A 14,008-nucleotide genomic window follows, 5' to 3' on the forward strand; every position below is an offset into this window, starting at 1 on the left:
GGCCGGGGCCGGACCAGGGCCGCCGTGCTGGCCGCCGCCCACTGCGGGGCCGGCGCGGCCCTGTGCTCCGACACGGCGGGGCACGGCCCGCTCGCCGCGCCGGACGCGGTGCGGGTCTTCAACGCGGAGCGCGGCTGCCAGGAGCGGACCGACCGGGACCCGCAGTGCAGCCTGGGCCTGGCGATCGACCCCCACCGGCCGTACACCGCGGAGAACGTCGTCCGCACCCGCGTCTGGCACGGCGACCTCCTCACCGCCGACTGCCAGGTCCCGGACGGGGAGCCCATCGTCGACGAGGAGGACCTGAGTTCCACGCGCTGGTTCCGCGTCCGCCTCCCGCGCGGCTCCGGGCCGTCGGATGCCTGGCTCCCCGCCGTCCGCACGAGGGACCGTCCCGAGCTGCCGGGGTGCCCCCGCACCGCCCCGGCGCGCTGACGCCCCGGCCCGCCGGCGTCATCGCGATTTCATCGCCCCTCCCTAGCGTGGCCGCGTCCGGACCGGGACACCGACCCGGCACGGATCCGGCACGGACCACAGGGAGGGGCGGATCGATGGCGTGGAGACGGTTCAGGACGAGGCTGCCGGTGGCGGTCGCGGCCGCGGTCGCGGTGATGGCCACGACGGCGGTGGGCGGGGCGCCGGCCGGCGCGGCGGACGCCGGGCCCGAGAAGCCGACGATCCGGTACACCGAGTACGGGATCCCGCACATCATCGCCTCCGACTGGGAGGGGCTCGGCACTGGCTACGGCTACGCGGCGGCCAAGGACAACATCTGCGTCCTGGCCGACACGTACCTGATGGTCAACGCCGAACGCTCCCGGTACCTGGGGCCCGACGGCAGGGCGAGCCCCGGCCAGAACCAGAACACCACCACCAACCTCAACAGCGACCTGTACTTCCAGCGGATCAAGGACGACATGGTCGTGGAGCGGCTGCTCGGCCGGCCCGCTCCCGACGGTCCGGAGCCGGAGGTCAAGGAGGCCATCCGCGGCTACGTCCAGGGCTACAACCGGTACCTGGCCGAGACCGGCGTGGACCACCTGACCGACCCGGCCTGCCGGGGCGCTCAGTGGGTGCGGCCGATCACGGAGCTCGACGTCTACCGGCACGCCCACGCCGAGATCATCATGGGCAGCGCCGACGTCCTGCTCGACGGCCAGGTCAACGCCGTCCCGCCGGGGGCGTCCGCCGCGAAGGCCGCGGCGGCGGCACCGGCCCCCTCGGCCGCGCAGCGGAAGCGGACCGCGAAGCGGACGGCGGAGAGGATCGGCGCGGCGCTGGCGGAGAGCCGTCGGCAGAGCATGGGCAGCAACGCGCTGGCCGTCGGCGCGCAGGGCGTCTCCGGCGGCACCGGCATGCTCCTCGCCAACCCGCACTTCCCGTGGCACGGCAAGAACCGGATGTGGCAGAGCCATCTGACGATCCCGGGGAAGGTGAACGTCTCCGGGGCCAGCCTGCTCGGCCTGCCCGCGGTGAACATCGGGCACAACGACGACGTCGCCTGGAGCCACACCGTCGCCACCGTGGCGCCCTTCGGCCTGTTCGACGTGCAGGTGGACCCGCTGGACCCGACCCTGTACCTGGTCGACGGCGCCTGGGAGCGGATGACCTCGCAGCGCGTCTCCGTCGACGTGCGGAACGCCGACGGCACGATCGGCACGGTCGCCAGGACCCTGTGGTCCACCCGCTACGGCCCGGTCACCACCTCGATCCTGGGCTACCCGCTGCCGTGGGTGGTCAGCGCGCACGCGGTGCGCGACGTCAACATGGACAACCTGCGGGCGCTGAACACCTGGTTCGGCCTCGACCGGGCCAAGGACGTCCACGAGGTGGTCGACGTCCTGGAGACCACCCAGGGCGTCCCGTTCTTCAACACGGTCGCCACCGACCGCGCGGGCAACGCCCTCTACGCGGACATCCAGGCCGTCCCCAACATCACCGACGCGCACGCCCAGTCCTGTCTCACCGAGACGGGCAAGCTGCTCTTCCACCAGACCCTGGCGCTGTCGAACGTGCCGCCGGTCTCCATCCTCGACGGCAAGCGCGGCGCCTGCGCCTGGCCCGACGACCCGAACGCCGCCGCGCCGGGCCTCCTCGACCCGGCGAAGCAGCCGCGCCTGATCCGCTCCGACTTCGTCGGCAACGCCAACGACAGCCCCTGGCTCGCCAACCCGGCCCAGCCGCTGACCTACCCCAGGGTCATGGGCGACATGGCGGCGCCCCGGTCGCTGCGCACCCAGGAACTCATCCTGACCGCCCGGAAGCGGATCGACGGCACCGACGGCCTGCCCGGCCGGGGCTTCACGCCGGAGAGCATGGGACGGCTGCTGTTCGCCGACAACAGCCGGGCGGCCGACCTCACCCTGAACACCACGGTGGCGGCCTGCCAGGGGGTGGCCTTCGGACTGGTCCTGGTGGACGGCAACCTCGTCGACATCCGTGAGGCCTGCCCGATCCTGGCCGCCTGGAAGAGCCACGACTACACGGCGGACAGCCGCGGCTCCTGGCTGTTCGCGAACTACTGGCACTTCCTCCAGGGCGGGCAGCGCGTCGACAAGCTGCCGTGGCGGGTGCCCTTCGACCCCAAGGACCCGGTCAACACGCCCAACTCGCTGGACGGGGGAAGCTCCGCCGTCCGTGACTCCCTCGCGCGGGCCGTCTTCGCGATGCGCAAGGCCGGCATCCCGCTGAACGCGGCGCTGTCCGACGTGCAGAAGATCACCCGAGCCGGTGAACAGATCCCGATCCACGGCTCGTTCGGCGCGCTGGGCGTGCTGAACGTGATCGAGCCCGGCCAGGTCGACGGCAAGCTCGACATCGTCTTCGGGTCGAGCTTCGTCCAGCAGGTGCGGTTCACCGCCGACGGGCCGCCGGAGACGTACTCCGTCCTGGCCTACTCCCAGTCCGCGAACCCCAACTCCCCGCACCACGCCGACCAGACGAAGCTCTTCGCGGCGGGCGGCTGGGTGACCGAGCGCTTCACCGAGGAACAGATCGCGGCCGCGCCGGACCTGATCGTCGAGGTCCTGGACTGAGACCCGCGGGACGCGTACGACACCACCACTCACGAAGGGGAACAACGCTGTGAAGAGGACAACGCACTGGCGGAGGACGCTGGTGGCGTGGCTGGTCGCCGTCGTGGCCGTCGTCGCGCCGGCCACGACGGCGCGGGCCGACGACGCCGGTACCCCGCCGAAGCTGGCAGACGGCTTCGGGCTCACCCAGGTCGGAGACTCGGTGGGCACGGCCCACGACTTCTACCTCACGGTGACCACGCCCCAGGTCGCGGGCGAACAGCACATCAAGATCATCCTGCCGAGCGGCTACTACGACGACCCCGAACGGCGCTACCCGGTGCTGTACTTCCTGCACGGCTCGCCCGACGACCCGGTCCAGCAGACCTACCCGGCGCTGTCCATGTCGGATCAGATGATCACCGTCATCCCGGACGGCGGGGCCCGCAGCTGGTACGCGAACTGGCTCAACCAGAACACCGTGCTCGGTGCCCAGAACTGGGAGAACTTCCACCTCAACCAGGTGATCCCGTTCATCGACGCCAACCTGCGGACCCTCGCCGCGAAGAAGTCCCGGGCGATCGCCGGCATCTCGATGGGCGGCTTCGGCGCCTTCCACTACGCCCAGGCCCGCCCCGACCTGTTCAGCCAGACCGCGTCCCTGTCCGGCGACATCGACCTGTCGGCGAACTCGATGGACCTGCGGATGGCGGTCGTCGCCTCCGTCACCGACGCGCTCGGCGCGATGTGCGCCTCCTCGTCCGGCACCTGCGACCCGAACAACTCGCCGTACAAGCCCGGCGTGGACAGCGACGCCCTGTTCGGCTCGCCGTACCCGGTGTTCAACGTCGACTGGCGGTGGAACCAGGTCGATCCCTCGCAGCACATGGACCGGCTCAAGGGCATCGGCGTCTCCATCTACACGGGCGACGGCGGGGGCTCCCCGCTGAACATGGAGTTCTGGGTGTCCGGCGCGTCCAAGAACGTCAAGGCGCGGATGGACGCCCTGGGCATGCCGTACTACTACGTCAACTACGGCGACGGGTCGGGCTGGGGCACCCAGTGCGACGGCAGCCACAGCGCCGGCTGCTGGGCGCAGGACCTGCTGGACCTGGTCCCGCGGCTGGAGCGGGCCTTCGCCTCCTGACCGCACGGCGCGTGCCCGCCGCCCTCCCGTCCGCCTGCGTGGCGGACGGGAGGGCGGCGGGTGTCCGCCGGGGCGTCTCCTCTCAGGGCATCGCGGGCCCGGGCCCGTTCAGCCGGCCCCACTCCGACCAGCCGGAGAAGCCGGTCTGCCACCGGTGGTAGACGCCGGCGTGGCTGGTGCCGAAGACCTCGATGCGGCCGTCCGCGTTGGTGCCGGCGGCGATCTCGGTGCCGCCCCCGCCGAAGGTCTCCCACGCCGAGTAGGGCGCGTTCCGGCCGGTCTGCCAGGAGTGGCTCGCGGTGGCGCCGTTGATCGCGAACACCTCGACCCGGCCGTCGGCCGTCCGCGCGGTGGTCAGCTCGGCGTCGGCGACGCCGCCGGTGCCGGTCCACTCCGACCAGGTGGCGGGGCCGGTCTGCCAGCGGTGGAACACCCCGCCGGGGTTGGAGGCGAAGACCTCCAGCCTGCCGTCCTCGTTGTGGCTGACGGCCACGTCGTGCCCGCCGCCGCCGAAGTGCTCCCAGGCGGACCAGCCGCCGTTGACCGCGGTCTGGTAGAGGTGGCCGAAGGTCGTGTCGGAGAGGGCGAAGACCTCCAGGCGCCCGTCGGGCGCGGTCTCCATGGCGAGCCGGGAGCGGGGCGGGCCGCCCGCGACGCCCTCCCAGGCCGACCAGCCGCCGCCCGCGGTCTGCCAGCGGTGGAAGACGCCGTCGGCGTTGGACGCGAACACCTCGACGCGGCCGTCGGCGTTGGCGCCCGCCGCGACCCGGTACCCGCCGGTGCCGAAGTTCGCCCAGCCGGACCAGCCCGCGCTCGGCCCGGTCTGCCACATGTGGTCGAAGGTGCCGTCGGAGAGCGCGAACAGCTCCAGGCGGCCGTCCGCGTTCGGCGCCAGCGCCAGCTGGGCGTTCCTCGGGCCGCCCTTGAACTGCCACGGCGACCAGCCGCCGTTCACCTCGGTCTGCCAGGAGTGGTAGACGCCGTCGGCGCCGGCCGCGAAGGTCTCCAGGCGTCCGTCGGCGGACCGTGCGGACACCACCCGGCCCGAGGGGACGGGGTGCGGCCTGGCCGGCGGACCGGAGTCCTCGACGATGCCGTCGTACCGCAGCGCCCGGTAGTCGCCGTTCGGATGCCCGTCGATCGAGCCGGCGTTGATGTTGCCGTAGAAGTGCCCCGGCGGCTCCACCCCGCTCGAACCGCCGCCGAAGCTGTAGTAGGAGAAGCCTCCCCGGTCGTCCACCCACTCGTGGAAGATGATCACGTGGTTGTAGTACGAGTTGAGGATGTCCCCGGCCCTCAGCTCGCCCCGCGCGATCTCGTGCGAGAAGCCCGGCAGCCCCTGGGTGTTCGGGTTCGCGTCGAGGTGCCAGGCCATCGCCACGAACCCGGAGCAGTCGGTGCGGTAGTCGTAGTCGCCGCCGGGGCCGGGCTCGTACGCCCCCTGGCTGTACGGCGGCGCCATGTCCACCCAGTACTGCGCCCGCCACATCACCTCGGCGCGGGTGACGGGCCCGCCGCGGTCGGACGACGCGCCCGCCGCGGCGGCCTCGGCGCCGGGCGGCACCGGCACGAAGAGCAGCAGCGCGCCGGCGATCAGGGGCAGGAGGAGCCCGCCCCACCACGATCGTTTCTCTCTCACTCGGACCTCCCTGGTCGTCGGCGGCCGACAGTAGGAGGGAGCGATGAAATACGGATGGCTCGCGGGTACCGGCCGGTGCGCGCGGCCGTGTGGACGGCGGGACGCCCAGGGGTACGGGGTCCCCGCCCGGCGGTCACATGAGCGGCGCGGCGGCGTCCGCCGGGGCCGGACGCCCGAGACCGGCCTCGTCCCCGCACAGGATCATCCGGCGCGTGCGCCGCAGCAGCATGCTCGGGGCGACCCCCAGGTCGTCGGCGAGCCGGCGGCGGACGCGGTCGAACACCCGCAGCGCCTCGGCCTGTCGGCCGGTCCGGTACAGCGCGCGCATCAGCAGCGCCGCCACCGGCTCGTCCAGCGGGTGCTCGCCGGACAGGGCGGACAGCTCGGCGACCGCCTCCGCGCACCGGCCCAGCCCCAGCTGCCACTCCGCCTTGCGCTGCACGAGGGCGGTCCGCCGCCGGCCGAGCCGCAGCCGCTCCAGCTCGGCCAGCGGCCCGGGCAGACCCTCCAGGGGCTCCCCGCGGAACAGCTCCAGCGCCCGGGAGCAGAGCCGTACCCCCTCGGCGGGATCGCCCGCCCGGTCCGCCGCCCCGATCCCGGCGAGCAGCTCCTCCAGGCGCGCGAGGTCCACGTCCACCGCGCCCGGGACGAGCCGGTAGCCGAGCGGGCCGTGCTCGATCACCGGATCGGGGCCGCCGTCCGAGCGCAGCGTCCGGCGCAGCCGGTAGACGTACACCGGCACCACGTTCGCGGCCGGCGGCTCCGTCCCCCAGACGCCGTCCAGCAGTTCCCGGCGGCTCAGCGTCCGGCCCGCGCCCAGGGCGAGCGCCGCCAGGACGGCCTGCTGGCGCAGGTGGCCCAGGCTCAGCGGCCGTCCGTCGAGCCGTGCCCGCAGCGGTCCGAGCACCGAGATCCGCAGCTCCGGCGACCGGGACCGGCCGCCCGCCGGGACCGGCGGCGCCGGGCGGTGCACCGGCCCGGTGCGCGGCCCGCGTCCGGGGGCGACCAGGCCCGCGTCGAAGGCGTGGACGATGGCGGCGAGCCGGTCGCGCAGCCCGAGCGCGGCCAGCACCCGGGCGAGGTGCTCGGCCACCCGCTCCTCCGGCAGGCCGAGGGCGTCGGCGATCTCGTCGTCCCGCAGCCCGCACCCGACCGCCGCGAGGACCCTGCGCTCCTGGGGCCCGAGCCCGGTCCCCGGTCCGGCGGGGCCGGGCCGGGCTGTGGTGGCGGTCGTCGGCAACGCTGCTCCCCGGGCTGCGGACTGGTCGGTCTGGCGGGCGCCGTCGACACGGTAGGGCGGGGCGCGGGGGCCAGGGCATCCGGAACGATCCGGAGTGACAGGCGCGGGAAGCGCGCCGGAGCGACACGCCGACGGGACCGGTCGACAGGAAATACTGTCGACATCGAGTTGCGACAGATAAGCTTGTCGCATGAGCGATGCGATGGGGATCCCGACCCCCGACAAGAGCGACGACACCTTCTGGGCCGCCTTCTCCACCCTGGTGGAGCCCCCCTGGCGCGAGCCCGTCCAGGACGACGCCTTCACCATGGACGAGCGGGTGCTCGACGCGGTCCGCGCGCTGGCGGAGGGGATCTCCACCCGCCTGCTGGCCTACCGTGCCGAGGGGAAGCCCGCCGATCCGGTGCTGATGGCCACCCCCGACGTCCAGCTGGCGCTGCTGCGGGCGCTGTACGAGGCGAAGCTGTCCGTGGACCGGCTGGCGGAGTCCGCCGCCACCGTCGCCGGCCGCAGCGGGGCGAACTACGCCCAGCTCGGCGCGGCCTGGGGCGGCATCAAGCGTCAGTCCGCCCGGCTCAAGTGGCCGCACGCCGTGGTCAGGAAGTCCGCCGCCGAGTCCATCCCGCTCCATTACGCGGGCGGCACCGCCGTCGTGCACCACGACGCCGACGCCGACGCCTGGTGGTACGCCGCCACGGGCGCGGACCAGCGGGAGGCCGACTCCGACCCGGTCCACGGCACCTACGCCGAGGCCATCGCCGGAGCCACCGAGTTCCTGCTCGCCCACGCGGCCCCGGAGGACCGGGAACGACCGGGGGACCCGCGCTGAGACCGTCCGCGACGTCGACCGGGGGGAGCGGTCCGCCGGGTTCGGCGACCGTGGCGGGCGGCGCCTCGGCCACGTCGGCGCGGCGGGTGCCGTCTCCCGGACAACGCGGCCCTGGGGCGCGGAAGTCGGTGGATCGGCGGGAGGTCGGTCAGAGGTCGCCCCAGCCCTCGTCCCGGTCGCCCGCCGTGCGGCGGCCCTTCTGTGACGGCGGTGCGGGGTAGCGGGACAGCAGGGCGTCCAGTTTCGCGAGGGCGGTGGCCGTGGCCATGAGGACGAGCGCGGTCGCGGCGAGACCGATGCCGACGTGCAGGTCGTTCGCGGTGAGGATCACGCCGATGCCCAGGCTCGCGGGGACCCCGAGGCCGGCGACGGCGACCTGGAGCACCTCCAGCCGTCTGCGGGCGCCGAACCGGCCGGCCATAGCGGTACCCCTTCGCCGTGAAGTGTCCGTGCGGAGGGTGGTTCCCGTGCGACCGGTGCGGAACACGCGCCTCCGCGCGCCGCCCGCGCCCGCGCGCCGCCGTTCACGCCCCCGTCGCCCCGGGGACCCCGAGGCGCCCCCTCCCGCCCCGGTCCCGGCCGTCCCCGTCCGCCCCGGCCCCGGGGGGCGGATCCTGGAAGGGGCGGCGGAGCAGCGCCCCGGCGCCTTCCGGCACCGGCGGCGCCGAGCGGCATGCGAGGAGGCAGACCATGACGCGGAACCTGGAGTGGAGGGTCGGAGTGGAGCTGCGCGAGGAGGCGGGCCGGACCAAGGCCGAGGCGCACCTCGACACGGGCACGGCGACCTTCACGGGGCACGGTTCGGCCCGCTGCAACCCGGCGGACACCGACGTGCCGGTGATCGGCGACGAGCTGGCGGCGAGCCGGGCCATGAAGGACCTGGCGGGCAAGCTGATGCGGGAGGCGAACCGGGAGATGGAGGCCGTCGGCGCCGGGACCGTACCGGCACGCACGGGTCCCGGATACGGCTGGCCGGAGGCGGTCTCCTGAGGAGCCCGCCTCCGCACGCGCGCGGCCCCGCGCCGGCCGGTCGCCGACGCGGGGCCGTGACGCGCTCCGGGCCGTGACGCGCTCCCTGACGTGACGCGCTCCGGGCCGTGACGCGCGACGGGGTGTGACGCGCTCCCTGGCGCGACGCGCGACGGGCCGTGACGCGCGGGGGCGCCGCCCCTCACTCCTGGGGCGGCTCCAGGACCAGGTGGTCCACCACCTCGACCACCCCGTCGACCGACTCGCACAGCCGCACCAGTGTGGGGGAGAGGTCCTTGCGGGTCACGGTGCCGCTGAGGGTGACCCGGCCCTCGTCGACGTCGATGTGGACGGCTGCGGGGGAGAGGCCGAGGATGCGGATCACCACGTCCTCGCGGATCTCCTCCTGGATCGCGCGGTCGCGCCGGAGGAAGAGCTGGAGCAGGTCGCTGCGGCTGATGACGCCGATGAGCCGCCCGTCCGCGTCGACCACCGGCAGCCGCTTGACGTGGTGCCGCTCCATGAGCCGGGCCGCCTCGTTCGCGGTCCAGGAGGGGCGGGCGGTGTGCACGGGGCTGGACATCATCGCCTCGGCGGTGCTGGGGCCCTCCTTGGCGGTGTGACGGCGCAGCAGGTCGGCCTCGGAGACCACGCCCACGGGCCGGTGCTCCTCGTCGACCACCGGGACCGCCGTGATGCCGTACTCGTCGAGGAGTCGCGCGATCTCCTTGAACGGCGTCCCGCGCTGGACCGCGACCGCCGTGGGGGTCATCAGGTCCGCGACACTGCGGTTCCTCATCGTCCGTTCCGTCCCTTCTGCGGGTGATGGTTCCATGATCCCGCATCGGGCGCGGACGGGGCGCGGGAGGGTGGGGAAGAGGCGGGGGAACAGGGGTGCGGGAGACGTCTTGTGGGTGCGGCGGGTCCGTGGTTACCTGCGGGTTACCTCCGGTAAGTCGCTGTCCCCACACGGAAGAAGGCTGCCCCATGCCCTCGGCTCGTACGACCCGGACCCGCCGTCTCGCGGTCGCCCTCGCCGCCTCGTTGACGGCCTCCCTCACGCTGCTCGCCCCGGCCGTCGCCGCCCCGCCGGCCGCCCCCGCCCCGACGGCCGGCGGGCCCCTCCAGGAGGTCATGTTCGTCGGCAACAACTGGGACGGGACCGCCGATGTCATCGCCTCCCGCGGCGACTTCCACCGCATCGGCCGGGTGAACGTCGTCCCCGACAAGGAGGAGCGCCTCCGGGAGATCTACCTCAACCCCGTCAAGCTCGCCTTCTTCCTCGGCGTCCGCAGCGGCCCGGGCGAGGGCCACGACCAGTTCGTCGACGACATGTACGCCACCCCCGACGGTGCCGCCATGGTCGTCTCCCGCCCCAGCTTCGCCGACGTGGTCTCCATCGACCTCCGTACCGGTGGCATCAACTGGCGCTTCCCCGTCGCGGGTTACCGCTCCGACCACATGGCCGTCTCGCCGGACGGGACCCGCGTCGCCGTCTCCGCCTCCACGGCCAACACCGTCCACGTCCTCGACATCGCCACCGGCCGTCAGCTCGGCAGCTTCAAGACCGGCGACAAGCCCCACGAGAACGTCTTCACCTCCGACGGCCGGCTGTGGAACATGTCGATCGGCGAGGTGACCACCGCCCTCGACGCGCCCTGGCTCGACTGGACCAAGGGCGACCGGAAGATCACCGTCGTCGACGCGACCACCTTCGAGACCGTCCGAGTGATCGACATGCGCTCCCGCCTCGACGCCTTCGGCCGAGACGACCTCTCCGACGCCGTCCGCCCCCTGGTCTTCACCCCCGACGAGAAGAAGCTCTACTTCCAGGTCTCCTTCCTCAACGGCTTCCTGGAGTACGACGTCGAGGGCGACCGCGTCACCCGCCTCAAGGCCCTGCCGGGCAACCCCGCCACCGACCCCGACCGCACCACCTGGGTCAACGACTCGCGCCACCACGGCCTTTCGATCAGTCCGGACGGCGCCAAGCTGTGCGTCGCCGGCACCATGGACGACTACGCCACCGTCGTCGACCGCGCGACCCTGAAGCAGGGCCCGCTGGTGCCCACCAGCAAGCCCTACTGGGCCACGGTGAGCGGCGACGGCAAGTCCTGCGTCGTCTCCGAGAGCGGCGCCGACCGCGTCAGCGCCATCGACTTCGCCACCGGCGAGCGCGTCGCCTCCGTGGCGGTCGGCGACCACCCCCAGCGCGTCAGGCTCGCCCGCGTGCCCGCCGACTGGAGCTCTCCGACGGCGAACTGACGGAGCGTCGCGGAAGCCGGACGGGCCGGCCGGATCGCCATCGATCCGGCCGGCCCCTCCTCGTCACCCGCGCCCGTTCAGGAGCGGGTGACCGTCACCTCGTAGAGCGAGTAGCCCCACTGCGTGGCCCGCCGCTCCCCGTGGAAGCGGACGTAGCGGGCCGGCGTCGAGTCGAAGGCGGCCGTGTCGTAGCCGCCGTCGCCGGCGTCCGTCGACCAGACCGTCCGCCACGTCGAGCCGTCCTCGGAGACCTCGATCCGGTACTGGCGGGCGTAGGCCCGCTCCCAGTCCAGGGTCACCCTGCCGACCCGCCGGACCTCGCCCAGGTCCACCTGGAGCCACTGGTCGTCCGACCAGTCGCTGGCCCAGCGGGTGCCGGTGTCGCCGTCGAAGGCGCGACCGGGCGCGTAGCTGGTGAAGGGGTTCCACTCGGCGGAGCTGGCCGAGGTGGGCACGCCGGACGCGAGGTTCTCGCCCGGCTCGTGCCGCTCGGTGGACTTCCAGGTCCGCAGGTAGGACTCGGCGCCGAGCGCCAGGTCGCCGATGACGTCCGGGCCGCCCGGGGTGAGCCGGATCTGCTCGATCCAGTCCGGCACCAGGCCGGCGTGCGCGGCGCCGTCCGTGTTCAGGTCCCAGGTCCGCTCGCCCGTCACCTGCCGGTCGAGGACGGTGCCGCCGTCGAAGCTGCGGTAGGGGTACTTCACCGCGTTCGGGGCGTCCGCGCCGACCGGGCCGGGCCAGCCGCCGACGCCGTTCATGTCGGTGCCGTAGCCGAGGCCGACGCCGTACTTGTCGCGCAGCGCGGCCTTGCCGTTCGCCTCGCCGATGAAGCCGCCGGCGTTGTGCATGTACGGGGCGGTGAAGCCGCCCAGCTTGTACAGCCGCTCGGTCCAGTCGAGGTCCATCCAGCTGTGCGTGGACAGCACGCCGGGGTACTCCTCGGCCTCCAGCATGTCCAGCGCCCGGCCGGCCGCCTTCACGCTCATGTGGTCGAGCTCCAGCATCATGCCCCGGTCGATCATGCCCTTGAGCGCGTACTCGCCGAGCCGGGTCAGCCCGCGGGTGTTGCAGCGGGCGTCGGAGGCGTAGCTCGGCACGCTCACCCCGGCGGGCAGCTTCGCCGCCATGGCGGCGGGCGCGGTCAGCCCGATCGGGTTGTCCTTCTGCGGGCCCGCGCACTGCTCGGTGGCCCAGAAGGTGCCGGTGGAGAGGAACTGGCCGATGTTCACCGCGACGCCGGTGGTGCCGGTGTCGAAGCGGACGCCGCACAGCGCGTTGTCGAACTTGTGGCACAGGAACATGCTGCGGACCCCGAGCTGGTACAGCTCGTCCAGGCCGCGGTCGATGTCCGCCTTGTCGCACTGGGCCACGTCGAGGATCTGCTTGCAGCCGAACGGCTCCGAGGTCTCCACCCCGAGGACGACGGCGAGCTTGCCCTCCTTGATCACCGTCCGTGCCTGGTCGGCGCTGGTGACGATGCGGAACCAGCCCTTGCCCGGGCCGCCGAACAGCGAGTCGACGTAGTCCTGCATCTCGTAGGTCTTGCGGGCCTCCAGGCGGATGGCCTCCATCTCGTCGCAGCCGCGGTCCCGGGGCATGATCGAGCACAGCAGCCCGTTGGAGACCAGGTCGTTGACGAGCACGCGCTGGCCGCCGCGCCAGGCGCGCTCCAGCCAGGCGTAGTAGTTCTGCTGGTGGGTCAGCGAGTTGTGGGCGGGCCAGTCGGCGAAGGTCGGCCACCCGTCCGGGTCGTGCTTGCCGTTCGCGCCGCCGGTCAGGTTCTCGAAGAGGGCGCCCGAGCCGTCCGGATAGTGCTCCGGACAGTCCTTGAGGGCGTCGGCCGCGCCGGCCGTGGAGAACGGCTTGCCGCAGATCAGCCGGCCGCCGAAGCCCTCGTTGGACATCACGTGGTTGTGCGCGTCGACGAAGCCGCGCACCCGTCCCTGGGCGTCGGTGCCGGTGAACGGCGCGCCGGTGGCGTTGACCTGGGAGTCGGCGGCCGGGCGCGCGGTCGGCTCCCACCAGGGGGAGCCGGCGGCGGGCACCGGCGCGGCGCCGAACAGCACGGCGGCCAGGGCGAGGAGGAGGGACACGAGGCCGAGGCGGCGCGTCCCGTGGAAGGGGGATGTGCTTCGGGTGGTGCGTGGGGGCATGGTCGCGAAGCCTCCGGTCGATGAGGGTGTACCGGGCGCCCCGAGGATCGCGGTGCGAGAGGTCTGAGTCAAGAGTCCTGGACGGATGACCTACTCATCGCCGGAGGACTCCTCCGTCCGTCCCCGCCCGTCGTCAGCCCTCGATCAGCAGAACTAGCTGATCAGCCGTCAGTTCCAGTTGTTCCAGGGCCGCTTCCTCGTCCCGCAGCACCAGGTACTGGAGCGTCATCCCGTCCACCGCCGCCGCCAGGTGACGGGCCAGCGTCCGCACCGGAACCTTCGGCTCCGAGCCGCGCACCGCCCCCACCTGCTCCACCAGCGCCGTCGCCGACCGCACGTACTGCTCGTACTGCGCGCGGGCCAGGTGCTCGAACCCCGGCTCGCGCAGCGCGTACTGGGTGAGGTCGTAGGTGAGCATGTGGTGCCCCGGGTGCGCGGTCACGTCCTCCCAGTACGTCCGCAGCGCCGCCCGCACCGTCTCGCGCAGCGTCGCCCGCGGTTCGACCGCCTTCATCACCCGCGCCACGTAGTCGCCGATGATCGTCTCGATCGCCGCTTCGAGCAGCGCCTGCTTGGAGTCGAAGCAGTAGTGGAAGACGCTCAGCGAGACACCGGCCTCGGCGGAGATCGACCGCGTGGTGGTCCTGGCCACCCCGTCCCTGGTCATCGCCCTGATCGCCGCCTCGACCAGCTGCCGGCGTCGCTCCGCCGACGGCATCCGCGCCATGCTTCCTCCTCGGGTCAAGGCGTCA

The 14,008-nt window shown here is 73.3% G+C and carries 11 protein-coding genes and 1 pseudogene; 6 read left to right on the plus strand and 6 right to left on the minus strand.

Annotated elements, in window-relative coordinates; translation table 11 throughout:
• The 3 genes and pseudogenes from IE321_RS28405 to IE321_RS28415 form a co-directional block, all read left to right on the plus strand.
• Nucleotides 1–435 (plus strand): annotated as a pseudogene (locus tag IE321_RS28405) (serine/threonine protein kinase); the annotation flags it as partial.
• Nucleotides 436–551: 116 nt separating this feature from the next.
• Nucleotides 552–3,035, plus strand: a complete 2,484-nt coding sequence (locus IE321_RS28410) for a penicillin acylase family protein (protein ID WP_190225034.1) — start codon at nucleotides 552–554, stop codon at nucleotides 3,033–3,035.
• 49 nt (nucleotides 3,036–3,084) lie between these two features.
• Entirely contained in the window at nucleotides 3,085–4,161 is a 1,077-nt protein-coding gene (locus tag IE321_RS28415; RefSeq protein WP_229916574.1) for an alpha/beta hydrolase, read from the plus strand.
• A gap of 82 nt (nucleotides 4,162–4,243) precedes the next feature.
• Here IE321_RS28415 and IE321_RS42260 read toward each other — a convergent pair whose 3' ends face one another.
• Both IE321_RS42260 and IE321_RS28425 read right to left on the minus strand, forming a co-directional pair.
• Nucleotides 4,244–5,800 carry a PLL family lectin gene (locus IE321_RS42260; protein WP_226653048.1) on the minus strand — a complete coding sequence of 519 codons (1,557 nt, stop codon included), beginning with the start codon at nucleotides 5,798–5,800 and terminating at the stop codon, nucleotides 4,244–4,246.
• Between the two features lie 133 nt (nucleotides 5,801–5,933).
• Entirely contained in the window at nucleotides 5,934–7,040 is a 1,107-nt protein-coding gene (locus IE321_RS28425; protein WP_190225035.1) for an AfsR/SARP family transcriptional regulator, read from the minus strand.
• A gap of 190 nt (nucleotides 7,041–7,230) precedes the next feature.
• On the opposite strand from IE321_RS28425, the gene IE321_RS28430 reads away from it, so the two are divergent.
• Entirely contained in the window at nucleotides 7,231–7,869 is a 639-nt protein-coding gene (locus IE321_RS28430; protein WP_043220056.1) for a hypothetical protein, read from the plus strand.
• 148 nt (nucleotides 7,870–8,017) lie between these two features.
• Here the strand turns inward: IE321_RS28430 and IE321_RS28435 are convergent, their stop codons facing one another.
• Nucleotides 8,018–8,290 (minus strand): hypothetical protein, encoded by a 273-nt coding sequence (locus tag IE321_RS28435; RefSeq protein WP_043220061.1) that lies wholly within the window; start codon nucleotides 8,288–8,290, stop codon nucleotides 8,018–8,020.
• Between the two features lie 269 nt (nucleotides 8,291–8,559).
• Between IE321_RS28435 and IE321_RS28440 the strand changes: the two genes are divergently transcribed.
• Nucleotides 8,560–8,859 (plus strand): DUF1876 domain-containing protein, encoded by a 300-nt coding sequence (locus IE321_RS28440; RefSeq protein ID WP_043220064.1) that lies wholly within the window; start codon nucleotides 8,560–8,562, stop codon nucleotides 8,857–8,859.
• A gap of 181 nt (nucleotides 8,860–9,040) precedes the next feature.
• Here the strand turns inward: IE321_RS28440 and IE321_RS28445 are convergent, their stop codons facing one another.
• Nucleotides 9,041–9,637 (minus strand): CBS domain-containing protein, encoded by a 597-nt coding sequence (locus IE321_RS28445; protein WP_043220066.1) that lies wholly within the window; start codon nucleotides 9,635–9,637, stop codon nucleotides 9,041–9,043.
• Nucleotides 9,638–9,825: 188 nt separating this feature from the next.
• Here IE321_RS28445 and IE321_RS28450 point away from each other — a divergent pair, with 188 nt between their 5' ends.
• Entirely contained in the window at nucleotides 9,826–11,103 is a 1,278-nt protein-coding gene (locus IE321_RS28450; protein ID WP_190225036.1) for a YncE family protein, read from the plus strand.
• 77 nt (nucleotides 11,104–11,180) lie between these two features.
• Here the strand turns inward: IE321_RS28450 and IE321_RS28455 are convergent, their stop codons facing one another.
• A complete protein-coding gene (locus IE321_RS28455) occupies nucleotides 11,181–13,256 on the minus strand; it encodes a discoidin domain-containing protein (RefSeq protein WP_043220070.1) in 2,076 nt (691 codons plus the stop codon).
• Between the two features lie 133 nt (nucleotides 13,257–13,389).
• Nucleotides 13,390–13,983 (minus strand): TetR/AcrR family transcriptional regulator, encoded by a 594-nt coding sequence (locus tag IE321_RS28460; protein WP_043220072.1) that lies wholly within the window; start codon nucleotides 13,981–13,983, stop codon nucleotides 13,390–13,392.
• Nucleotides 13,984–14,008 lie beyond the last annotated feature (25 nt).

It is taken from the genome of Streptomyces hydrogenans (genome assembly GCF_014656075.1).
Taxonomy (GTDB): Bacteria; Actinomycetota; Actinomycetes; order Streptomycetales; family Streptomycetaceae; genus Streptomyces; species Streptomyces hydrogenans.